Below are 21,497 nucleotides of genomic sequence, written 5' to 3'. Positions count from 1 at the left end.
CCCTCCCCTAGGAGCCACGCGGTACGCGGATCAGTCCCTCCTGGATGACCGAGACCGCCAACCGCCCGTCCTGGGTGAAGATACGCCCCCGTGCCAGGCCGCGGCCGCCCTGGGCGGTGGGGCTCTCCTGGTCGTACAGCAGCCACTCGTCGGCACGGAAGGGCCGGTGGAACCACATGGCGTGGTCCAGACTCGCGCCCACGACATCGCCGACCGCCCAGCCGCCCCGTCCGTGGGCGAGCAGAACCGAGTCCAGCAGGGTCATGTCGGAGACATAAGTGGCGAGCACGATGTGCAGCAGCGGGTCGTCCGCCAGTTTGCCGTTGGTCCGGAACCAAACCTGCGACTTGGCCTCCCTCGGCTCGCCGACGCTCGCGAAGGGCGGCTCGTCGGCGTACCGCAGGTCGACGGCGGCGCGGGCTTCGAGGATGCGCTCGACGCGGTCCTGACCGCCCAGGTGGGTGGCGTAGCGCGGCAGCATCTCGGCGGCCGTGGGCAGGGTGGAGGGGTCGGCGGCCGCGGGCATGGGCTCCTGGTGTTCGAGCCCCTCCTCGTGCATCTGGAAGGACGCGGAGAGATGGAAGATCGGCTGTCCGTGCTGGACGGCGACGACGCGGCGCGTGGTGAACGAGCGCCCGTCGCGGATGCGGTCGACGGTGTAGACGATGGGCACCGCGGGGTCGCCGGGGCGCAGGAAGTAGGAGTGCAGGGAGTGGGCGTGCCGGTCGGCGGGCACCGTGCGGCCCGCGGCGACCAGGGCCTGGGCGGCGACCTGGCCGCCGAAGACGCGCGGCACGAGGATGGGGCGGTCGGTGGTGCCGCGGAAGATGTTCTCCTCGATCGGTTCGAGGTCGAGGAGGGCGAGCAGGTCGTCGAGCGGGGTGGGGGGCTCGCCGGCGGTGGGGGGCTTGTTCATCACGGATTCGCCTACAGACCCATCGACTTGGCGATGATCGAGCGCATGACCTCGCTGGTGCCGCCGTAGATGCGGCTGACGCGGGTGTCGGCGTACAGGCGGGCGATCGGGTACTCCATCATGTAGCCGTAACCACCGTGCAGCTGCAGGCACTTGTCGATGACGACGGCGGCGCGTTCGGTGGTGAAGAGCTTGGCGGAGGCGGCGTCGGCGGCCGTCAGCTCGCCGGCGTCGTGCGCTTCCAGGGCGCGGTCGACGACCGCCTGCATGGCGTCGACGTCGGCCTTGCAGTCGGCGAGGACGAACTTGGTGTTCTGGAAGGCGGCGACGGGCTGCCCGAAGACGGTGCGTTCGCGCACATAGGCCTTGGCGAACTCCAGGGCGGCGGCCGACTGCGCATAGGCGGTGAAGGCGATGCCGAGCCGTTCCTGCGGGAGGTTGTGGGTGAGGTAGCCGAAGGCCTTGCCCTCCTCCCCGAGGAGGTCCTCCACGGGCACCTTGACGTCGGTGAAGGACAGCTCGGCGGTGTCGGAGGCCTGCAGGCCCAGCTTCTCCAGCTTGCGACCGACGGCGTAGCCCTCGGAGGAGGTGTCGACGACGAGGAGGGAGATCCCGCCGCGCCGGTCCTCGGGGGTGGCGGGCGAGGTGCGGGCGCACACCAGGACGCGGTCCGCCTGCACGCCGCCGGTGATGAAGGTCTTGGCGCCGTTGAGGACGTAATGGGTGCCGTCGTCCGACAGGCGGGCGGTGGTGCGCATCCCGGCCAGGTCGGAGCCGGTGCCCGGCTCCGTCATGGCGATGGCGGTCATCATGCCGCCGGAGACGAACGGCGGCAGCCAGCGCCGCTTCTGCTCCTCGGTGCCGTACGTCAGCAGGTACGGCAGGCACAGCGCGGTGTGCACGCTGCTGCCGCCGAAGCCGACACCGGCGCGGGCGCACTCCTCGCTGATGACCGCCTGGTACTTGTACGTGCGCTGGCCGGCGCCGCCGTACTCCTCGGGCACCTCGATGCCGAAGACGCCGAGCTCGCCGAGTTTCTTGTAGAAGTCGCGCGGGACGGCCCCGGCCGCGCGCCACTGGTCGTAGTACGGCACGACCTCGGCGGCGATGAAGGTGCGGATCGTCTCCCGGAAAGCTTCGTGGTCCTCGTTGAAGACGGTGCGGCGCATCGCGTCCCCTCCCCGGCTGTCGCTGTATAAGCGCTTGCTCAGCGCAAGCTACCGGCCGGTCAGGGGGCTGTCCAGATCCTTGCCCTCCGCGCGCGGCGGCCGCTCAGCGCGCCAGGGCGGCCAGTGCGCCCAGCGCCAGGCGGCGCAGCAGTGCGGCGGTGGCGTCCCGGCCGGGCAGGGCGCCGGGGCGGCCCAGGTGCGGGGTGGAGTTCAGCAGACCGAAGACGGCATGCACGGCGGCCCGCACCTCGGTCTCGGCCGCCTCGGGGTGCAGCCTGCGGACCACCTCGACCCACAGCTCCACATACTGGCGCTGCAGGGAGCGCACCAGCTTGCGGTCGCTGTCGCGCAGCTGACCCAGCTCCCGGTCGTGCAGCGTGATCAGGTCGCGGTCGTCGAGGGCGAAGTCGATGTGCCCGTCGATGAGCGAGTCGAGCACGGCGGCGGGATCCGCGCCCGCCTCCGCCGCCTCGGCCACCCGTCGCCGGCCGCCCGCGAAGAGCCGGCCGCTGATGCCCACCAGCAGCTCGGCCAGCATCGCGTCCTTGCCGGCGAAGTGCCGGTACAGGCCGGGGCCGCTGATGCCGACCGCGGCCCCTATCTCGTCCACCCCGACCCCGTGGAAGCCGCGCTCGGCGAAGAGCCGCGCGGCCTGCTGGAGGATCTGCTCGCGGCGGGAGGCGGCGGCCGGGGCGGCGGCGGTCCGGGTGCGGGGGGCTGCGTCGTTCACGAAAAACAATTCTAGACAGCGGCGTTAGTGCTCGTTAACCTGAAGCTGGTTGTGTTAACGCTCATTAACCGAGCAAGGGAGCTCGAGGACATGCAGCAGGCACCGGTGCTCGCAAGCGCCGCCGATCCGGCGTCCGAGGCCTGGCAGGGCAACGAGGCCGCCCACCACGAGCTGGTGGCGCAGCTGCGGGCGAAGCTCGCCCGGGCCCGCCTGGGCGGGGGCGAGAAGGCGCGCGCACGGCACACCGCGCGCGGCAAGCTGCTGCCGCGCGAGCGGGTGGACGCCCTGCTGGACGCGGGCTCGCCGTTCCTGGAGCTCGCGCCCCTGGCGGCCGACGGGATGTACGGGGACGCCGCGCCGGCCGCGGGCGTGATCGCGGGCATCGGCCGGGTCTCCGGGCGCGAGGTGGTGGTCGTCGCCAACGACGCCACGGTCAAGGGCGGCACCTACTACCCCATGACCGTCAAGAAGCACCTGCGCGCGCAGGAGATCGCGCTGGAGAACCGGCTGCCCTGCCTGTACCTGGTGGACTCCGGCGGCGCCTTCCTGCCCATGCAGGACGAGGTCTTCCCCGACCGCGAGCACTTCGGCCGCATCTTCTACAACCAGGCGCGGATGTCCGGCGCCGGCATCCCGCAGATCGCGGCCGTGATGGGCTCGTGCACCGCCGGCGGGGCGTACGTGCCGGCGATGAGCGACGAGGCCGTGATCGTGCGCGATCAGGGCACGATCTTCCTCGGCGGCCCGCCGCTGGTGAAGGCGGCCACGGGCGAGGTCGTCACGGCCGAGGAGCTGGGCGGCGGCGAGGTCCACTCGCGGGTGTCGGGCGTCACCGACCACCTCGCCGAGAACGACGAGCACGCCCTGCGGATCGTGCGCACCATCGTCTCCACCCTCCCCCGCCGCGGCCCCCTGCCGTGGGCGGTGGAGCCGGTCGAGGAGCCGAAGGCCGACCCGGCCGGCCTGTACGGCGTGGTGCCGGTCGACTCGCGCACCCCGTACGACGTGCGCGAGGTCATCGCGCGCCTCGTCGACGGCTCGCGGTTCGCCGAGTTCAAGGCGGAGTTCGGGCAGACGCTGGTCACCGGCTTCGCCCGCATCCACGGCCACCCGGTGGGCATCGTCGCCAACAACGGCATCCTCTTCGCCGAATCCGCCCAGAAGGGCGCCCACTTCATCGAGCTGTGCGACCAGCGCGGCATACCCCTGCTGTTCCTGCAGAACATCTCCGGCTTCATGGTCGGCCGGCAGTACGAAGCGGGCGGCATCGCCAAGCACGGCGCGAAGATGGTCACCGCCGTGGCGTGCACGCGCGTTCCCAAGCTCACCGTCGTCATCGGCGGCTCCTACGGCGCCGGCAACTACTCGATGTGCGGCCGGGCCTACTCGCCCCGCTTCCTGTGGATGTGGCCCAACGCCAAGATCTCGGTGATGGGCGGCGAGCAGGCCGCCTCCGTGCTGGCCACCGTCAAGCGCGACCAGCTGGAGGCGCACGGCGAGCAGTGGAGCACGCAGGACGAGGAGGCCTTCCGGGCCCCCATCCGCGAGCAGTACGAACGCCAGGGCAACGCCTACTACGCGACCGCCCGGCTGTGGGACGACGGCGTCATCGACCCCCTGGAGACCCGGCAGGTGCTGGGTCTGGCCCTGACCGCGTGCGCCAACGCGCCGCTGCCGCAGCGCGACGGCACGGCGCCCGGCTACGGCGTCTTCCGGATGTGAGGCGGAGCATGTTCGACACTGTCCTGGTCGCCAACCGAGGCGAGATCGCCGTACGGGTCGTGCGCACCCTGCGCTCGCTCGGGATCCGCTCGGTCGCCGTCTTCAGCGACGCGGACGCCGGAGCCCGCCACGTGCGCGAGGCCGACACCGCCGTGCGCATCGGACCTGCGGCCGCCGCCGAGAGCTACCTGTCCATACCGCGGTTGATCGACGCCGCCGCCCGCACCGGCGCGCAGGCCGTCCACCCCGGCTACGGCTTCCTCGCCGAGAACGCCGCCTTCGCCCGCGCCTGCGCCGAGGCCGGCCTGGTCTTCATCGGCCCACCGGCCGGTGCGATCGAGCTCATGGGCGACAAGATCCGCGCCAAGGAGACGGTCCGCGCGGCCGGCGTGCCGGTCGTACCCGGCTCCTCGGGCAGCGGCCTGAGCGACGCCGAACTGGCGGCAGCCGCACGCGAGATCGGCATGCCGGTGCTGCTCAAGCCCTCGGCGGGCGGCGGCGGCAAGGGCATGCGCCTGGTGCGCGAGGAGTCCGCGCTCGGCGAGGAGATCGCGGCGGCGCGGCGCGAGGCGCGCGGCTCCTTCGGCGACGACACCCTGCTCGTCGAGCGCTGGGTCGACCGGCCCCGGCACATCGAGATCCAGGTCCTCGCCGACGGCCACGGCCACGTCGTCCACCTCGGCGAGCGCGAGTGCTCGCTGCAGCGACGGCACCAGAAGATCATCGAGGAGGCGCCCTCCCCGTTCCTCGACGAGGCCACCCGGGCGGCGATGGGCGAGGCCGCGGTGCAGGCCGCGCGCTCCTGCGGCTACACGGGCGCGGGCACGGTCGAGTTCATCGTGCCCGGCAACGACCCCTCCGCCTACTACTTCATGGAGATGAACACCCGGCTCCAGGTCGAGCACCCGGTCACCGAGATGATCACCGGGCTGGACCTGGTCGAGTGGCAGATCCGCGTCGCCTCCGGCGAGCACCTGCACCTCACCCAGGAGGACGTCACGCTCACCGGGCACGCCGTGGAGGCCCGCATCTGCGCCGAGACGGCGCGTGTCACGGGCGACCGCGTCGACTTCCTGCCCTCGGCCGGCACGGTCCTGACCCTGCACGAACCGGCGGGCGACGGCATCCGCGTGGACTCCGGCCTCGCGGAGGGCATCGCCGTCGGCACGTCGTACGACCCCATGGTCGCCAAGATCGTCGCCCACGGCCCCGACCGCGCGACGGCACTGCGCCGCCTGCGCGGCGCGCTGGCCCGCACGGTCGTGCTCGGCGTGGACACCAACGCCGCCTTCCTGCACCGCCTGCTGGGCCACCCGGCGGTGGTGGCGGGCGAGCTGGACACGGGCCTGGTGGACCGGGAGGCGGCGTCGCTGGTCGCGGCCGAGGTGCCGGAGGAGGTGTACGTGGCGGGTGCGTTGCTGCGCCAGAGGGAGTTGTTCCCCCACGTGGACCGGGGCCCGGGAGCCCCCGCGTGGGTGGACCCGTTCTCCGTCCCGACCGGCTGGCGCCTCGGCGGCGAAGCCGCCTGGACGCACCACCACTTCCGCGTGCCGGGCCACGCCCCGGTGACGATCCGCATGCGCGGTGAGGCCGCGGACGCGCAGTACGTGCTGCCGCAAGGAGGCACTCCCCGCAGCGCGAAGCTGCTGCCCGCCACGGGGGCGGGGGAGATCGACCTCGAGCTCGACGGCGTCACCCGCGCTTTCACCGTCACCCACGGCCCGCAGGGCCTGTGGCTCGCCGGCACCGAAGGCGCCTGGCACCTGCTCCCCCACGACCCCGTCGACGCCGGTCTGCACGGCGGCGCGGCCGGCGCGCACGCCGGGACGCTCACCGCGCCGATGCCCGGCACGGTCACCGTCGTCAAGGCCGCGGTCGGCGACGAGGTCGCCGCGGGGCAGAGCCTGCTCGTCGTCGAGGCGATGAAGATGGAGCACGTCATCGCCGCCCCGCACGCCGGCACCGTCACGGAGCTCGATGTCACGGCCGGCAGCACGGTGGCCATGGACCAGGTCCTGGCGGTGGTCACCCCCACCGAGGAGGAGGCGTCATGACCCACGCCGCCCTGCCCATGGTCGTCCCCGACCCCGCGCTGCCCTCCCGGGTGCGCATTCACGAGGTGGGTCCGCGGGACGGCCTGCAGAACGAGAAGGCCGTCGTGCCGACCGAGGTGAAGGCGGAGTTCATCCGCCGTCTCGCCGACGCCGGTCTGACGACGGTCGAGGCGACCAGCTTCGTGCACCCCAAGTGGGTGCCGCAGCTGGCCGACGCCGAGCAGCTGATGCCGCAGCTGGCCGATCTGGACGAGAACGTCCGCCTGCCCGTCCTGGTGCCGAACCAGCGCGGCCTGGACCGGGCCCTCGCCCTGGGGGCCCGGGAGATCGCCGTGTTCGGCAGTGCGACCGAGTCCTTCGCCAAGGCGAACCTCAATCGCACCGTCGACGAGTCGCTGGCGATGTTCGCCCCGGTCGTGGCGGCGGCGCGCGAGGCCGGGGTGGCGGTGCGCGGCTACCTCTCCATGTGCTTCGGCGATCCGTGGGAGGGCGCGGTGCCCGTCGGGCAGGTGGTCCGCGTCTGCCGCAGCCTGCTGGAGATGGGCTGTGACGAGCTGAGCCTGGGCGACACCATCGGTGTGGCCACGCCCGGGCACGTCGCCGCCCTGCTGACCGCGCTGAACGAGGCGGGCGTGCCCACCGACCGGCTGGCCGTGCACTTCCACGACACCTACGGCCAGGCACTGGCCAACACCCTTGCCGCCCTCCGTCACGGAGTGACCACCGTCGACGCCTCCGCCGGCGGCCTGGGCGGCTGTCCGTACGCCAAGAGCGCCACCGGGAACCTCGCCACCGAGGACCTCGTGTGGATGCTCCACGGCCTCGGCATCTCGACCGGGGTCGACCTCGGCCGTCTCACCGCCACAAGCGTGTGGATGGCCGGCCGGCTGGGCCGCCCCAGCCCCTCCCGTACCGTGCGTGCCCTCTCCCACCAGGAGCCCTGAGTCATGTCGCTGGACCACCGCCTCTCCCCCGAGCACGAGGAACTCCGCCGCACGGTGGAGGAGTTCGCACACGACGTCGTCGCGCCCAAGATCGGCGACTATTACGAGCGCCACGAGTTCCCGTACGAGATCGTGCGGGAGATGGGCCGCATGGGCCTGTTCGGCCTGCCGTTCCCCGAGGAGTACGGCGGGATGGGCGGGGACTACCTGGCCCTGGGCCTGGCCCTGGAGGAGCTCGCCCGGGTGGACTCCTCGGTGGCGATCACGCTGGAGGCGGGCGTGTCGCTCGGCGCGATGCCCGTGTACCGCTTCGGCACCGAGGAGCAGAAGCGCGCCTGGCTGCCGCGGCTGTGCTCCGGCGAGATGCTGGGCGCGTTCGGCCTGACCGAGCCGGACGGCGGCTCGGACGCCGGCGCCACCCGCACCACGGCCCGGCTGGACGAGGCGACGAACGAGTGGGTGATCAACGGCACCAAGTGCTTCATCACCAACTCCGGCACCGACATCACCGGCCTGGTCACGGTCACGGCGGTCACCGGCCACAAGCCGGACGGCAGGCCGCGGATCTCGGCGATCATCGTGCCGTCGGGCACGCCGGGCTTCACGGTCGCGGCCCCCTACTCCAAGGTGGGCTGGAATGCCTCGGACACCCGTGAGCTGTCCTTCTCCGACGTCCGTGTCCCGGCGGCGAACCTGCTGGGCGAGGAGGGCCGGGGCTACGCGCAGTTCCTGCAGATACTCGACGAGGGCCGCATCGCCATCTCGGCCCTGGCCACGGGCCTGGCCCAGGGCTGTGTCGACGAGTCCGTGACCTATGCGCGTACCCGCGAGGCGTTCGGGCGCCCGATCGGTGCGAACCAGGCCATCCAGTTCAAGATCGCGGACATGGAGATGCGGGCCCACACCGCCCGGCTGGCCTGGCGCGACGCGGCCTCCCGACTGGTGCACGGGGAGCCGTTCAAGAAGGAGGCCGCCCTGGCGAAGCTGTACTCGTCGGAGATCGCGGTCACCAACGCCCGCGAGGCCACCCAGATCCACGGCGGCTACGGCTTCATGAACGAGTACCCCGTGGCCCGCATGTGGCGGGACTCCAAGATCCTGGAGATCGGCGAGGGCACGAGCGAGGTGCAGCGCATGCTGATCGCCCGCGAGCTGGACCTGCCGGCGTGATGCGCGCCACTCCGTGCCACCCTCCCGAGTGATCATTACGCGCGGAATCCGCCCTTCCTGAGGCTTTTCCCGCGTTTCTCACCACATTCGCTAGCCATCCTGCCCGATATCGGGCAGGATTCTTGCGAAAGCCCCTCCCAGCCCTCAATATCGACGGGTGCTCGAACGCCGCATGTCCCACGACGACCTGGTCGACCACCTGGTGCGCAGCACACCGCTCCAGCGCGGTGAGGCGGCCCGGGTGGTGCTGGACGTGCTGGCGTACTTCGACGAGACGACCGAGGAGTTCGTCCGCCGCCGCCACCGCGAGCTCCAGTCCGGCGGACTGAACAACGCGGAGATCTTCGAGCGCATCGCGGCAGAGCTGCCGCACCGTGCGGTGGCACCACCGGAGCTCTCGCTGCGGCAGTTGCGCCGCATCGTCTACGGCTGACCGGCCGGGACACCCGGGGCTCCCGGTGGCACCGCACGGCCGCCGGAGCAGCTCACCGCCGATCGCCGACAAGCGTCGTCGGGCACCTCGAACGCCTACTTGGGAGGGTCACCTATGTGTGGAATCGTCGGCTACATCGGCAAGCGCGATGTCGCCCCGCTGCTGCTGGAGGGGCTGCAGCGGCTGGAGTACCGCGGCTACGACTCCGCGGGCATCGCCCTGCACGCCGGCGGCAAGACCGGCGGCCTGAAGAGCGCCAAGGCCAAGGGCCGCGTCCGTGAGCTCGAGGCCCGCCTGCCCAAGCGCTTCAACGGCACCACCGGCATCGCCCACACCCGCTGGGCCACCCACGGTGCGCCGAACGACGTCAACGCCCACCCGCACCTCGACGCCGAGGAGAAGGTGGCCGTCGTCCACAACGGCATCATCGACAACGCCGCCGAGCTGCGCACCCGCCTGAGCGCCGACGGCTTCGCCTTCGTGTCGGACACCGACACCGAGGTCCTGGTCCACCTGATCGCCCGCTCCGAGGCCGCCACGCTGGAGGAGAAGGTCCGCGAGGCGCTGCGCCACATCGAGGGCACCTACGGCATCGCCGTCCTGCACGCCGACTTCCCGGACCGCATCGTCGTCGCCCGCAACGGCTCGCCCGTCGTGCTCGGCATAGGCGAGAAGGAGATGTTCGTCTCCTCCGACGTCGCGGCGCTGGTCTCCCACACCCGTCAGGTCGTCACCCTCGACGACGGCGAGATGGCCACCCTCAAGGCGGACGACTACCGCACCTACACCACCGAGGGTTCGCGCACCTCCGCGCAGCCGACCACCGTGGAGTGGGAGGCCGAGTCGTACGACATGGGCGGCCACGACACGTACATGCACAAGGAGATCCACGAGCAGGCCGACGCCGTGGACCGCGCGCTGCGCGGCCGCATCGACGACCGCTTCTCCACCGTGCACCTGGGCGGCCTGAACCTCGACGCCCGCGACGCCCGCGCCGTGCGCCGGGTGAAGATCCTCGGCTGCGGCACCTCGTACCACGCCGGCCAGATCGGCGCCCAGATGATCGAGGAGCTCGCCCGCATCCCCGCGGACGCCGAGCCGGCCTCCGAGTTCCGCTACCGCAACCCGGTCGTGGACCCCGACACCCTCTACATCGCGGTGTCGCAGTCCGGTGAGACCTACGACGTGCTCGCCGCCGTCCAGGAGCTCAAGCGCAAGGGCGCCCGCGTCCTCGGCCTGGTCAACGTGGTCGGCTCCGCGATCGCCCGGGAGACCGACGGCGGCATCTACGTCCACGCCGGCCCCGAGGTCTGCGTCGTCTCCACCAAGTGCTTCACCAACATGGTGGTCTCCTTCGGCCTGCTGGCCCTGCACCTGGGCCGCACCCGCGACCTGTCCGTCGCCGACGGCAAGCGGATCATCGCGGGCCTGCGCAAGCTGCCCGGCCAGATCGAGGAGATCCTGGCGAACGAGGCGCAGATCGAGGAGCTGGCCAAGGAGTACGCGGACGCCAAGTCGATGATGTTCATCGGCCGTGTCCGGGGCTACCCGGTGGCCCGCGAGGCCTCGCTGAAGCTGAAGGAGGTCTCGTACATCCACGCCGAGGCCTACCCGGCCTCCGAGCTCAAGCACGGCCCGCTGGCCCTGATCGAGCCGGCCATGCCGACCGTGGCGATCGTGCCGGACGACGAGCTGCTGGAGAAGAACCGCGCCGCGCTGGAGGAGATCAAGGCCCGCAGCGGCCGCATCCTCGCCGTCGCGCACCAGGAGCAGGAGAAGGCCGACCACACGATCGTCGTGCCGAAGAACGAGGACGAGCTGGACTCCATCCTGATGGGCATCCCGCTGCAGCTCTTCGCGTACTACACGGCCAAGGCCATGGGCCGTGACATCGACAAGCCGCGCAACCTGGCGAAGTCGGTCACCGTCGAGTAGTCGACACCGGCCCCTCAAGGCTCTCGTACCTGTCCGCACCTGTCCGCGACAGGTCCGAGAGGACGGCCCTCCCCGTGCGTGCCACCACACGCCGGGGAGGGCCGCTCCCTTTTACGTCTCCGTGTCCACGGAATGATCCGTACCTACGGGATGACCACGACCGGGCGCTGGGCGCGGCGCGCCAGCCGGCCCGCCACCGAGCCGAAGATCCGCCCGACCAGCCCGTGCGTGGAGCCGACCACGATGGCGTCGGCCGCGTACTCCCGGCCGACCTCCTCCAGCTCGTGGCAGATGTCCCCGCCGCGCTCGACCAGGATCCAGGGCACCTCGGAGAGGTAGTCCGCGCAGGCCAGCTCCAGGCCCAGGACCTCGGTGCGGTGGTCGGGGACGTCCACGAAGACGGGCGGCTCGCAGCCCGCCCAGACGGTGGTCGGCAGCCGGTTGGCCACATGGACGATGATCAGCCCCGAGCCCGCTCGCCGGGCCATACCGATTGCATACGCAAGCGCTCGTTCACTCGACGTGGAACCGTCGAAGCCCACCACGACACCGTGCTGGAACGCCGGATCGCAGGAATGACGTGTTTCTTCCGCCGCTTCGGGATGCGCCGTCTGATCGGCGATCCGCTTGCGGTCCGCGGGTTCGGAGAATTCGTGACCGGCCATCGGTGTCTCGGCGAAGGAAGCCTCTGAGCGAGGGGATCGGCGGGTGGACTGGTTGGAGTTGTCGAGGGGAGTGCCCGTCGATGGACCCCGGGTGGATCGCGGAGCGACCGGAGGGATCTTGGACGGCCAAATCCGTCCGGGATTCATCTTTTCAAGTGCTTACCCCCAGGGTACGGCGGTACTCGCCCCCTGCCCAGGGAGTGCCGGGCGGGGCACGGACCCCGTGGGCGTTCCCCGGAGCATGCACGAGCGCGGCGCGTAGCGCAATGGCCCGGACTGCCCCTCCGGGGCCCGCCGCGGCAGTGACCCGCGGCCCCGGCGCGGCGTTGTACTACCGCCAGCAGCCGCCACCAGGGAGCCGTTCCGTGCCCGCACGCCGCGATGACGACCGTGAGGAAGCCCCCGAGGGGCCGTCCCCCGATCCGGTGAGCGATGTGGTCCGCTGGGCGGCGTTCAGCTGCGCCCTCGTGCCCGTCGTGCTGCTGATGTGCGGTCAGTCGTTCGGTGGCGCGGCCGGCACGGCGGCCGGTCTGGTGGCGCTCACGTGCGTCTGCCACGCCCTGCTGCGCCAGTCCGAGCGCACCGCCGCCAGGGTGTCCACGGAAGCATCGGTTCCGCACCGCGGCCGGCACGGCCGGACGGGCAGCGGGAGCCATCGCGGGGCGCGTCATCCGGGCACCGGTAGCTCCGCCGACTGACCCCCTCGTACGGCTGGACCCATACGTTTTCAGCCAACTTCAGGCCGAACCTCGTACCTTGGCCGACACCCCTCGCAACAGCCGGTCGACCAGCAAGGAAAGAACCCCAAAACGCGGTTGCCGCCTACGGAGTGTGGGCAGGGGCGAGAGGCGTACTTTTCACCGGAGCCTGCAGGTGCAACGCTTCGTGATCGAACGCTTCGCGCCAAGTTGTCATGTCGACTTAGAGGCGGGTGGTGAACTGGTCATCGCGTCCCCAAGCGACGCAGTAGATTCGATCTTGGCCATGACCGGCGGGGGAACCGTTCAGGACCGAGGGGAAACGTGCAGGACCGAGAGGACTCGACCGCCGAGGGGGGCTTAGCGCCATGAGCCAGGACTCCACGACCGTACCGGAGACCGCGCGCAAGCTCTCCGGACGCCGCCGCCGGGAGATCGTCGCCGTACTGCTTTTCAGCGGCGGACCCATCTTCGAAAGCTCCATTCCGCTCTCCGTCTTCGGCATCGACCGCCAGGACGCGGGAGTCCCCCGCTACCGCTTGCTGGTGTGTGCGGGCGAAGATGTGCCATTGCGAACGACCGGTGGCCTGGAACTGACCGCACCGTACGGCCTGGAGGCGCTCTCCAGGGCCGGCACCGTCGTCGTGCCCGCCTGGCGGTCGATCACCCAGCCGCCGCCCGCCGCCGCGCTGGACGCGCTGCGCCGGGCCCACGAGGAGGGCGCCCGCATCGTCGGGCTGTGCACCGGGGCCTTCGTCCTGGCCGCCGCAGGGCTGCTGGACGGCAGGCCCGCCACCACACACTGGATGTACGCGCCCACGCTCGCCAAGCGCTACCCGTCGGTCCACGTGGACCCGCGGGAGCTCTTCGTCGACGACGGCGACGTACTGACCTCCGCGGGCACCGCGGCAGGCATCGACCTGTGCCTGCACATCGTCCGCACCGACCACGGCGCCGATGCCGCGGGGGCCCTGGCCCGCCGGCTCGTCGTGCCGCCCCGCCGCAGCGGCGGGCAGGAACGCTACCTCGACAGGTCTTTACCGGAGGAGATCGGCGCCGACCCGCTCGCCGAGGTCGTCGCCTGGGCGCTGGAGCACCTCCACGAGCAGTTCGACGTGGAGACGCTGGCCGCCCGTGCGTACATGTCCCGCCGCACCTTCGACCGGCGGTTCCGCTCGCTGACCGGCAGCGCCCCGCTGCAGTGGCTGATCACCCAGCGGGTGCTGCAGGCCCAGCGGCTGCTGGAGACCTCGGACTACTCCGTGGACGAGGTCGCCGGACGCTGCGGGTTCCGCTCGCCGGTGGCCCTGCGCGGCCACTTCCGGCGGCAGCTGGGGTCCTCCCCGGCCGCCTACCGGGCGGCTTACCGGGCCCGCCGACCGCAGAGCGGCCCGGTGGACCGCCCGGAGCGGGGCGAGCGACCCGAGCGGATGGAGCGCGGGGAGCGGTTCGAGCGGCCGGACCCGATGGAGGCCCGGCCCGGCGAGCCGTCCCTGATGGCGATGCGCCGTCCGGCCTTCCCGGGGGCGCCCGGGTCACCGGCCGCGCCCGCGCACGCCATGTCGGGCGCGCCGCTCGGCGCCGCTCCCCCGGGCGGGGGACACGGCGCGGGACACGCCGGCGGCCACGGCGGGCACCTGACCCATACGACCGGCCACTCCCCGGGTCACGGCCCCGGGGGCGGCGCGGCGGACGCGGGGCGGGGCGAGACCGATCTGTACGCCCCACGGCTGCCCGGCCAGCGGGAGCGCCCCGTAGGGTGAGACGTATGAACGATCGCATGGTGTGGATCGACTGCGAGATGACCGGACTCTCGCTGTCGACCGACGCGCTCATCGAGGTGGCCGCACTGGTCACCGACTCGGAGCTGAACATCCTCGGCGACGGTGTGGACATCGTGATCCGCCCGCCCGCCGAGGCCCTCACCACCATGCCCGAGGTCGTGCGCCAGATGCACACGGCCTCCGGGCTGCTCGCGGAGCTGGACTCCGGCACCACGCTCGAGGAAGCCGAGCGCCAGGTGCTGGAGTACGTCCGCGCGCATGTCCCGGAGGCCGGCAAGGCGCCGCTGTGCGGGAACTCGGTCAGCACCGACCGCGGCTTCCTGCTGCGCGACATGCCCGCGCTCGAAGGTCACCTGCACTACCGGATCGTCGACGTCTCCTCGGTGAAGGAGCTCTCGCGCCGCTGGTACCCGCGGGCCTATTTCGCCAGCCCCAAGAAGTCCGGCAACCACCGGGCGCTGGCGGACATCCGCGAATCCATCGCCGAACTCCGCTACTACCGCGAGGCGATCTTCGTGCCGCAGCCCGGCCCGGACTCCGACACGGCGAGGACGATCGCGGCCAAGCACGTCCTGCCCGTTCAGGCGTAGCGAAGGCAACGTGACGCAGCTCGCTCCCGGCGAGGCCAAAGCCGGGAGCGAGCACCCCGAAAGACCCTGTACACTTTTTCTCGGCCGGTGGGAAACACGGAAACAAACGCCGGACGTGGTGGGTATAGCTCAGCTGGTAGAGCACCTGGTTGTGGTCCAGGATGTCGCGGGTTCGAGTCCCGTTACTCACCCTGATCGGTCGAAGAGCCCGGTCCGCGCAAGCGGGCCGGGCTCTTTGCCGTTCCCCCTCAGGGGTGATGACGGTGGCGGACGGGGAACGTCTGCCGCCCGTTCGGGGAAAGCTGAAGTGGCGGCACCGGACGAAGGGTCATGACCGATGGCTACAGGCACTGTGAAGTGGTTCGACTCCGAGAAGGGGTTCGGCTTCATCCAGCAGGACGACAACGGACCGGACGTATTCGTCCACTTTTCGGCGATCCAGGGGGCGGGCTTCAAGTCCCTCGCCGAGGGCGACCACGTCAGATTCGAGATCGTGCAGGGCGCCAAGGGCCCGCAGGCGGAGCAGGTCGTCCCCGACTGATGCCCTCCTGGTCGAGCGGAGCCGTGCGGCGCCGGGCCCTGTTGCTGGTCGTCGCCGCCCTGCTCGTGCTGGGCATGAGCGTGCTCGACGGCTGCTCGGGGGACGGCGCCGGCCGCGGCCGCGCCGCCGGGCGGACCACGGTCACCGTCGGCACCTTCGGCGTCTTCGGCTACCGGCAGGCCCGCCTCTACCAGGAGTACGAGCGGCTGCACCCGGACGTGACGATCAAGGAACACGTGATCGCGCGGAACGACGTCTACTACCCCCAGCTCCTCACCCACCTCGCCGCCGGCCGCGGCCTGGCCGACATCCAGGCGATGGAGGTGGGCACCGTCCACGAGCTGGCCGAGGAGCGCGGCGAGCTCTTCGAGGACCTCTCCCGGGCCCCCGGTGTGCACCGGGCGGACTGGCTGCCGTGGAAGTGGGAGCAGGCCACCACCCGGGACGGCCGCACGATCGGCCTCGGCACGGACATCGGCCCGCTCGCCGTCTGCTACCGCAAGGACCTCTTCCGCCGGGCCGGTCTGCCGGCGGACCGGGAGGCGGTGGGCCGGCTGTGGGCCGGCGACTGGCGGCGCTACCTCGCCGTGGGCCGGGCCTACCGGCGCAGGGCCCCCGCCGGCACGGTCTTCACCGACTCGGCGGCCGGGCTCTACAACGCCTCGCTCCACGGACACGCCGAGCGCTACTACGACGCCTCCGGGCGCCTGGTCGCAGGGACCAGCCCGGCCGTGCGGGCCTCGTGGGACCTGGCGATGGGAGCGGTGCAGGGCGGGCTGACGGCCCGGCTGCGGCAGTTCGACAAGGCCTGGGACCAGGCGTACGCGAACGGGCGCTTCGCCACCGTGGCCTGCCCGCCGTGGATGCTCGCCTACATCAAGGAGAAGTCCGGCCCCGCCGGGCGCGACAAGTGGGACGTGGCCGCGGCCCCCCGCCCCGCCAACTGGGGTGGCTCCTTCATCGGCGTGCCGAAGGCCGCCCGGCACCGGGCGGAGGCGGTCCGCCTCGCGGTCTGGCTCACGGCGCCCGCCCAGCAGGCCCGGCTCTTCCGGCGGCAGGCCGCGATCCCCTCCACCCCCGCCGCCTACGACCTGCCGGAGGTGCGGGGCGCGCGGAACCCGTACTTCGGCGACGCGCCCATCGGAGCGATCTTCACCGCGGCCGCGCGGGGCGTGCCCACCCTGGTCTTCGGGCCGCGGGAGCAGCAGATCGGGCTGGCGTTCACCGACGTGGGCATCCCCCAGGTCGAGCAGCAGGGCAGATCCCCGGGGGCCGGCTGGCGGGCGGCGCAGAAGGAGATCGAGAACGTGGTGGACGCATGACGGCCACCGCCCCCGTCCTGGAGGGCGCGCCGCCCTCCCGGCAGCGCCCGCGGCAGGCCGCCGCCCGCGGCAGCCGGGCCCACCGCTGGGACGCACGCTGGAGCCCGTACGTCCTCGTTGCGCCGTTCTTCCTCCTTTTTGCGGCATTCGCCCTCTTCCCCCTCCTGTACACCGGCTGGGCCTCGCTGCACCGGGTGGAGCTGACCTCCCCCGATCGCGCGCAGTGGGTGGGCCTGCACAACTACGCCCGGCTGCTGGGCAACGACTTCTTCTGGAACGCCCTGCGCAACACCGTCACCATCGGTGTGCTCTCGACCGTGCCGCAGCTGCTGATGGCGCTGGGCCTGGCCCATCTGCTCCACCTCCGGCTGCGCGCCGCCACGTTCTGGCGGGTCGCGCTGCTGACCCCGTACGCCACGTCGGTCGCCGCCGCCTCGCTGGTGTTCGTGCTGCTCTACGGTCGGGACCACGGCATGGTCAACTGGGCGCTCGACGCGGTGGGCGTCGGCCCCGTGGACTGGCAGAACGGCACCTGGAGCGCGCGGTGCGCGGTCTCCTCGATCGTCGTCTGGCGGTGGACGGGCTACAACGCGCTGATCTACCTGGCCGCCCTGCAGGCGGTGCCCGACGAGCTGTACGAGTCGGCGGCGCTGGACGGCGCCTCGCGCCTGCAGCAGTTCCGCCACGTCACCGTCCCGGCGCTGCGGCCGACGATCCTGTTCACGGTCGTGGTGTCCACGATCGGGGCCACGCAGCTCTTCGGCGAGCCGCTGTTGTTCGGCGGGGCGGCGGGGCAGAAGGGCGGCGCCTCGCACCAGTACCAGACGCTGGGGCTGTACTTGTACGAGCAGGGCTGGTTCGACTACCACCTCGGCCGGGCGGCGGCCGTCGCCTGGACGATGTTCCTGTTGCTGGTGCTGGTCGCGGTCGCCGGCGGGCTCCTGGCGCGCCGACTGCGCGCGGACCGGTGAGGGGACCCGGTGACCGGGAGCGCTCCACGGGGCCGGCCGCACGCCGGGCCGGTCGCGTACGCCGTGCTGGTGGTGTGCACCGCCGGCTCGCTTCTGCCGCTGCTGTGGACGGCCGTCGCCGCCTCGGGGGACGACGGCCGGCTGGCCCGCACCCCGCCGCCGCTGTGGTTCGGCGGCCGGCTGCCCGCCAACCTCCGTACGGCGTGGACGGAGGCGAACGTGGGCCGGGCGCTGGGCAACACGGTCCTCGTCGCCGGGACGGTCGCGCTGGGGACGGTGTTCTTCTGCACCCTGGCCGGCTTCGCCTTCGCCAAGCTGCGCTTCCGCGGCCGGCGGACGCTGCTCGCCCTGACGGTGGGGACGATGATGGTGCCGCCGCAGCTGAGCGTCGTACCGCTGTTCCTGCTGCTGTCCCGGCTGGGCTGGACCGACCGGCTGCAGGCGGTGGTGCTGCCGGCACTGGTGAGCGCCTTCGGCGTCTTCTTCATGCGGCAGTACTTGCTGCAGGCGCTGCCCACCGAACTGCTGGAGGCCGCCCGGGTCGACGGCGCGAGCAGCCTGCGGGTGGTGTGGCACGTCGTCTTCCCCGTCGCCCGGCCGGCGATGGCGGTACTGGGCATGCTCACCTTCGTCCAGGCGTGGAACGACTTCTTCTGGCCCGTGATCGCCCTCACCCAGGAGAACCCCACCGTGCAGGTCGCCCTGACCGGCCTCGGCCGCGGCTACGTACCGGACCAGGCGGTGGTGATGGCCGGGGCCCTGCTGGGCACCCTGCCGCTGCTGCTGGTCTTCGTCCTGTGCGGCCGCCGGATCGTCGGCGGCGTCATGCAGGGCGCCCTCAAGGGCTGAACCATGCGCTGCCCCCACTGTCCTTGCTCCTCCTCTCCCGTCTCTCCCCCAGGAGGGCCCGCCCATGACCGTCACCCGACCGCCCGGCTTTCCCCCCGGCTTCCTGTGGGGCGCCGCCACCGCCGCGTACCAGATCGAGGGCGCGGCCCGGGAGGACGGGCGCACCCTCTCCATCTGGGACGCCTTCTGCCGCATGCCCGGCCGGGTGCTGGGCGGCGACACCGGCGACGTGGCCTGCGACCACTACCACCGGTGCGCCGAGGACGTGCGGCTGATGGCGGGCCTCGGCCTGGGCGCCTACCGCTTCTCCGTCTCCTGGCCGCGCGTCCAGCCCACCGGCCGGGGCCCGGCGAACCCGCGCGGCCTCGACTTCTACCGCGCCCTGGCCGACGACCTGCTGGCGCACGGCATCCGGCCCGTGGTCACCCTCTACCACTGGGACCTGCCCGAGGAGCTGGAGGAAGCCGGCGGCTGGCCCGCACGCGAGACGGCGCTGCGCTTCGCCGACTACGCGCGGCTGGTCGGCGAGGCGCTCGGCGACCGGGTCGGGCTGTGGACCACCCTCAACGAGCCCTGGTGCAGTGCCTTCCTGGGCTACGCCGCGGGCGTGCACGCGCCCGGCCGGCAGGACCCGGCGGCGGCCCTGCGAGCCGCGCACCATCTGAACCTGGCCCACGGACTCGCCTGCGGCGCGCTGCGCACCGTGCTGCCGGCCACCGCCCGGCTGTCGGTGACCCTCAACCCCGGTGTCGTGCGGGCCCGCACCGGCTCGTGCGCCGACCTCGACGCTCAGCGGCGCATCGACGCCCTGGCCACCCGTATCTTCACCGGGCCCCTGCTGCACGGCGCGTACCCGGCCGACCTGCTGGCGGACACGCGGCGGATCACCGACTGGTCGTTCGTCCGTGACGGCGACACCGACGTCATCAAGCACCCCCTCGACGCGCTGGGCCTGAACTACTACGCGCCCACAGTCGTATCAGCCGCCACTGACAACGACCCCCCGGCGCATGGCGGACCCTCGCCCTGGCCGGGTGCCGAGCGGGTGGTCTTCCACCAGCCGCCCGGCAAACGGACGGCGATGGACTGGGCCGTGGACCCCACCGGCCTGCACGAGATGCTGATGCGCTTCACCCGCGAAACCCCCGGCCTGCCCCTGTACGTCACCGAGAACGGCGCGGCGTACGACGACAAGCCGGACGCCGGCGGGCGGGTGCACGACCCGGAGCGCATCGCCTATGTGCGCGCCCATCTGCAGGCCGTGCTGCGGGCGCTGGCGGAAGGCGCCGACGTGCGCGGCTACTTCCTGTGGTCGCTGCTGGACAACTTCGAGTGGGCCTACGGCTACAGCAAGCGCTTCGGCATGGTCTACGTCGACTACGCCACGCAGGCCCGCATCCCCAAGTCGAGCGCCCAGTGGTACGCCCGGGTCGTGCGCACCGGTCGGCCGGACTGACGCGGCGTCACTCGAAGACGGAGGGCGGGGGCGCCGGGGACGGCCGGGCGGCGGCGTCGTCCACCGGGGCGGCGCCGCCCGTGAAGTCGTCGAGTTCGCGGCCGTGTTCGACGCGGCCCTGGTGCGGGTCGGTGGCGGCGCGCCGGGTGAGGTCGGCGAGGGGCAGCGGCCGGTCGGAGGCGAGCAGGACGGCGTTGCCGAACCGCCGCCCGCGCAGGACCGCCGGATCGGCGGTCAGGCACACCTCGGGGAAGACGGTGCGCACGGTGGCTATCTGGGCCTTGAGATGGGCCAGCGGCGGCCCGTCGGCGAGGTTGGCGGCGTAGAAGCCGCCGGGGCGCAGCGCCCGGCGGACCTCGCCGACGAACTGCGTGCTGGTGAGGTGGGCGGGGGTGCGGGCGCCGCTGAAGACGTCGGCGATGATCAGGTCCGCCCAGCCGTCGGGCACCTTGGCGAGCCCCTCCCGGGCGTCGCCGCCGCGCACCCGTATGCGCCAGGCGGGGTCGAACGGCAGCTCCGCCCGGACGAACGCCACGAGCGGGGCGTCGATCTCGACGACCTGCTGGGTCGAGCGGGGGCGGGTGGCCGCGACGTACCGGGCGAGGGTGAACGCGCCGCCGCCGAGGTGCAGCGCCTGCACCGGCCGGCCCGGGGGCGCGACGAGGTCGGCGATGTGCCCGAGCCGGCGCTGGTAGGCGAAGTCGAGGTGGGCCGGGTCGTCGGGGTCCACATGGGACTGCGGGGCGCCGTCGATCAGCAGCGTCCGGGCGCGGGGGCGGTCACGGTCCGGGACCAGCTCGGCGAGACCGCCCGCCACCTGCGCGGATATCGCCTCTGCCGCGCGCCCGCGCTCCTGTTTGCGTCTGCCCTTCGCCACCCGTCCAGTATCGCCGGTGCCGGGGGTGGCTCAGCGGCAGCGGTCCACGGCCTCGATGGTGCGGGCCGCCTCGCCGAGGGCGGCCCGCAGCACGGCGGGGTCGGTGGCCGAGGCATAGGCGGCCTCCGGGGCGACGAGCCAGCCGGCACCGCGCACGGGCGGGTCGGCGGGGACGCCGGCGTGCAGGGCGTGGGTGTAGGTCTGGGTGCAGGCGCTGCCGGGCAGGTCCCAGGCGTCGGCGGTGCCGGGCGGGACGAGGAAACCGAGGGTGTCGCAGTCGCCGTCGTGCAGGACGGGCCCGACGCCGTCGCGCAACCGCAGGATGTCGACGGCCTCCAGGCCCTGGCGGGCCGGCACGGTGACGAGGTCGCAGGGTCGGCCGTCGGCGTCCTGCTGGGCGTGCCGCTCCTGTGCCGTGCCGCCGGCGGGCGCCGGTCGCGGGCCGTGGTCCTGGCGCGGCCGGTGCTGCAGTGCCGTCGTCCGTGAGCCGCCGATGTCCACTCCGGCCTCCACCACGGGAAACCCCTCCTCACGCCGTGCCCTAGCGTCGAGCGCACTCACGCTCACATGGTTCAACGGCGCAGATGCGTCAACGGCTACGGCGACATGCCGCCGCAAAGGATGGCAGTTCATGGCGGATGGCAGGTGGGATATCCAGTTTGTAGCCAATT

20 protein-coding genes and 1 tRNA gene are annotated in these 21,497 nt (G+C 72.4%); 15 read left to right on the top strand and 6 right to left on the bottom strand.

Annotated elements, in window-relative coordinates; translation table 11 throughout:
* Nucleotides 1-7: 7 nt before the first annotated feature.
* From tesB to AB0K17_RS19880, 3 genes are all read right to left on the bottom strand, one after another.
* Nucleotides 8-916, bottom strand: a complete 909-nt coding sequence (gene tesB, locus AB0K17_RS19890) for an acyl-CoA thioesterase II (RefSeq protein ID WP_365983691.1) — start codon at nt 914-916, stop codon at nt 8-10.
* An 11-nt stretch (nt 917-927) separates the two neighbouring features.
* Nucleotides 928-2,085: an acyl-CoA dehydrogenase family protein gene (locus tag AB0K17_RS19885; protein ID WP_365983689.1), complete on the bottom strand. Its 1,158-nt coding sequence runs from the start codon at nt 2,083-2,085 to the stop codon at nt 928-930.
* Nucleotides 2,086-2,188: 103 nt separating this feature from the next.
* A complete protein-coding gene (locus AB0K17_RS19880; protein ID WP_344434454.1) occupies nt 2,189-2,815 on the bottom strand; it encodes a TetR/AcrR family transcriptional regulator in 627 nt (208 codons plus the stop codon).
* A 90-nt stretch (nt 2,816-2,905) separates the two neighbouring features.
* Here AB0K17_RS19880 and AB0K17_RS19875 point away from each other — a divergent pair, with 90 nt between their 5' ends.
* The 6 genes from AB0K17_RS19875 to glmS all read left to right on the top strand — a co-directional run bounded on the left by AB0K17_RS19875 (nt 2,906) and on the right by glmS (nt 11,073).
* The gene (locus AB0K17_RS19875; RefSeq protein ID WP_365983688.1) at nt 2,906-4,537 is read left to right on the top strand and encodes a carboxyl transferase domain-containing protein; all 1,632 of its coding nucleotides are present in this window, start codon (nt 2,906-2,908) and stop codon (nt 4,535-4,537) included.
* An 8-nt stretch (nt 4,538-4,545) separates the two neighbouring features.
* Complete coding sequence (locus AB0K17_RS19870) at nt 4,546-6,591, top strand: biotin carboxylase N-terminal domain-containing protein (RefSeq protein ID WP_365983687.1); 2,046 nt, start codon at nt 4,546-4,548, stop codon at nt 6,589-6,591.
* A complete protein-coding gene (locus tag AB0K17_RS19865) occupies nt 6,588-7,535 on the top strand; it encodes a hydroxymethylglutaryl-CoA lyase (protein ID WP_365983686.1) in 948 nt (315 codons plus the stop codon). The genes AB0K17_RS19870 and AB0K17_RS19865 overlap by 4 nt, the downstream gene beginning before the upstream one ends.
* A 9-nt stretch (nt 7,536-7,544) precedes the next feature.
* The gene (locus AB0K17_RS19860; RefSeq protein WP_365983700.1) at nt 7,545-8,705 is read left to right on the top strand and encodes an acyl-CoA dehydrogenase family protein; all 1,161 of its coding nucleotides are present in this window, start codon (nt 7,545-7,547) and stop codon (nt 8,703-8,705) included.
* Nucleotides 8,706-8,862: 157 nt separating this feature from the next.
* Nucleotides 8,863-9,138 carry a hypothetical protein gene (locus AB0K17_RS19855; RefSeq protein ID WP_190128819.1) on the top strand — a complete coding sequence of 92 codons (276 nt, stop codon included), beginning with the start codon at nt 8,863-8,865 and terminating at the stop codon, nt 9,136-9,138.
* 114 nt (nt 9,139-9,252) lie between these two features.
* Nucleotides 9,253-11,073, top strand: a complete 1,821-nt coding sequence (glmS, locus tag AB0K17_RS19850) for a glutamine--fructose-6-phosphate transaminase (isomerizing) (protein WP_365983685.1) — start codon at nt 9,253-9,255, stop codon at nt 11,071-11,073.
* A 143-nt stretch (nt 11,074-11,216) separates the two neighbouring features.
* Here the strand turns inward: glmS and AB0K17_RS19845 are convergent, their stop codons facing one another.
* Nucleotides 11,217-11,738 (bottom strand): universal stress protein, encoded by a 522-nt coding sequence (locus AB0K17_RS19845; RefSeq protein ID WP_344434459.1) that lies wholly within the window; start codon nt 11,736-11,738, stop codon nt 11,217-11,219.
* 365 nt (nt 11,739-12,103) lie between these two features.
* Between AB0K17_RS19845 and AB0K17_RS19840 the strand changes: the two genes are divergently transcribed.
* The 9 genes from AB0K17_RS19840 (at nt 12,104) to AB0K17_RS19800 (ending at nt 19,949) form a co-directional block, all read left to right on the top strand.
* The gene (locus tag AB0K17_RS19840) at nt 12,104-12,436 is read left to right on the top strand and encodes a hypothetical protein (protein ID WP_365966674.1); all 333 of its coding nucleotides are present in this window, start codon (nt 12,104-12,106) and stop codon (nt 12,434-12,436) included.
* A gap of 368 nt (nt 12,437-12,804) precedes the next feature.
* Complete coding sequence (locus AB0K17_RS19835; protein ID WP_365983684.1) at nt 12,805-14,199, top strand: helix-turn-helix domain-containing protein; 1,395 nt, start codon at nt 12,805-12,807, stop codon at nt 14,197-14,199.
* A gap of 5 nt (nt 14,200-14,204) precedes the next feature.
* Nucleotides 14,205-14,810, top strand: a complete 606-nt coding sequence (orn, locus tag AB0K17_RS19830; RefSeq protein ID WP_365966676.1) for an oligoribonuclease — start codon at nt 14,205-14,207, stop codon at nt 14,808-14,810.
* A 118-nt stretch (nt 14,811-14,928) separates the two neighbouring features.
* Nucleotides 14,929-15,001: transfer RNA gene (locus AB0K17_RS19825), tRNA-His, on the top strand.
* 146 nt (nt 15,002-15,147) lie between these two features.
* Nucleotides 15,148-15,351 (top strand): cold-shock protein, encoded by a 204-nt coding sequence (locus AB0K17_RS19820; protein WP_365966677.1) that lies wholly within the window; start codon nt 15,148-15,150, stop codon nt 15,349-15,351.
* Nucleotides 15,351-16,673, top strand: coding sequence for an extracellular solute-binding protein (locus tag AB0K17_RS19815; protein WP_365983683.1), 1,323 nt, complete (start codon nt 15,351-15,353; stop codon nt 16,671-16,673). The genes AB0K17_RS19820 and AB0K17_RS19815 overlap by 1 nt, the downstream gene beginning before the upstream one ends.
* Nucleotides 16,670-17,644, top strand: coding sequence for a sugar ABC transporter permease (locus tag AB0K17_RS19810; RefSeq protein ID WP_365983682.1), 975 nt, complete (start codon nt 16,670-16,672; stop codon nt 17,642-17,644). Before AB0K17_RS19815 ends, AB0K17_RS19810 begins: the two co-directional genes overlap by 4 nt.
* 9 nt (nt 17,645-17,653) lie before the next feature.
* Nucleotides 17,654-18,493, top strand: a complete 840-nt coding sequence (locus tag AB0K17_RS19805) for a carbohydrate ABC transporter permease (protein WP_365983681.1) — start codon at nt 17,654-17,656, stop codon at nt 18,491-18,493.
* 64 nt (nt 18,494-18,557) lie between these two features.
* Entirely contained in the window at nt 18,558-19,949 is a 1,392-nt protein-coding gene (locus AB0K17_RS19800) for a GH1 family beta-glucosidase (protein ID WP_365983679.1), read from the top strand.
* 7 nt (nt 19,950-19,956) lie between these two features.
* On the opposite strand, the gene AB0K17_RS19795 is transcribed toward AB0K17_RS19800, so the two are convergent.
* Together AB0K17_RS19795 and AB0K17_RS19790 are read right to left on the bottom strand one after the other, a co-directional pair.
* A complete protein-coding gene (locus tag AB0K17_RS19795) occupies nt 19,957-20,826 on the bottom strand; it encodes a fused MFS/spermidine synthase (protein ID WP_365966682.1) in 870 nt (289 codons plus the stop codon).
* A gap of 30 nt (nt 20,827-20,856) precedes the next feature.
* Nucleotides 20,857-21,342, bottom strand: coding sequence for a hypothetical protein (locus tag AB0K17_RS19790; protein WP_365966683.1), 486 nt, complete (start codon nt 21,340-21,342; stop codon nt 20,857-20,859).
* Nucleotides 21,343-21,497 lie beyond the last annotated feature (155 nt).

Origin of the sequence: Streptomyces sp. NPDC049585 (assembly GCF_040675615.1) — a bacterium.
GTDB lineage: Bacteria > Actinomycetota > Actinomycetes > Streptomycetales > Streptomycetaceae > Streptomyces > Streptomyces luteosporeus.
This window is presented reverse-complemented; position numbering and strand designations above follow the sequence as displayed.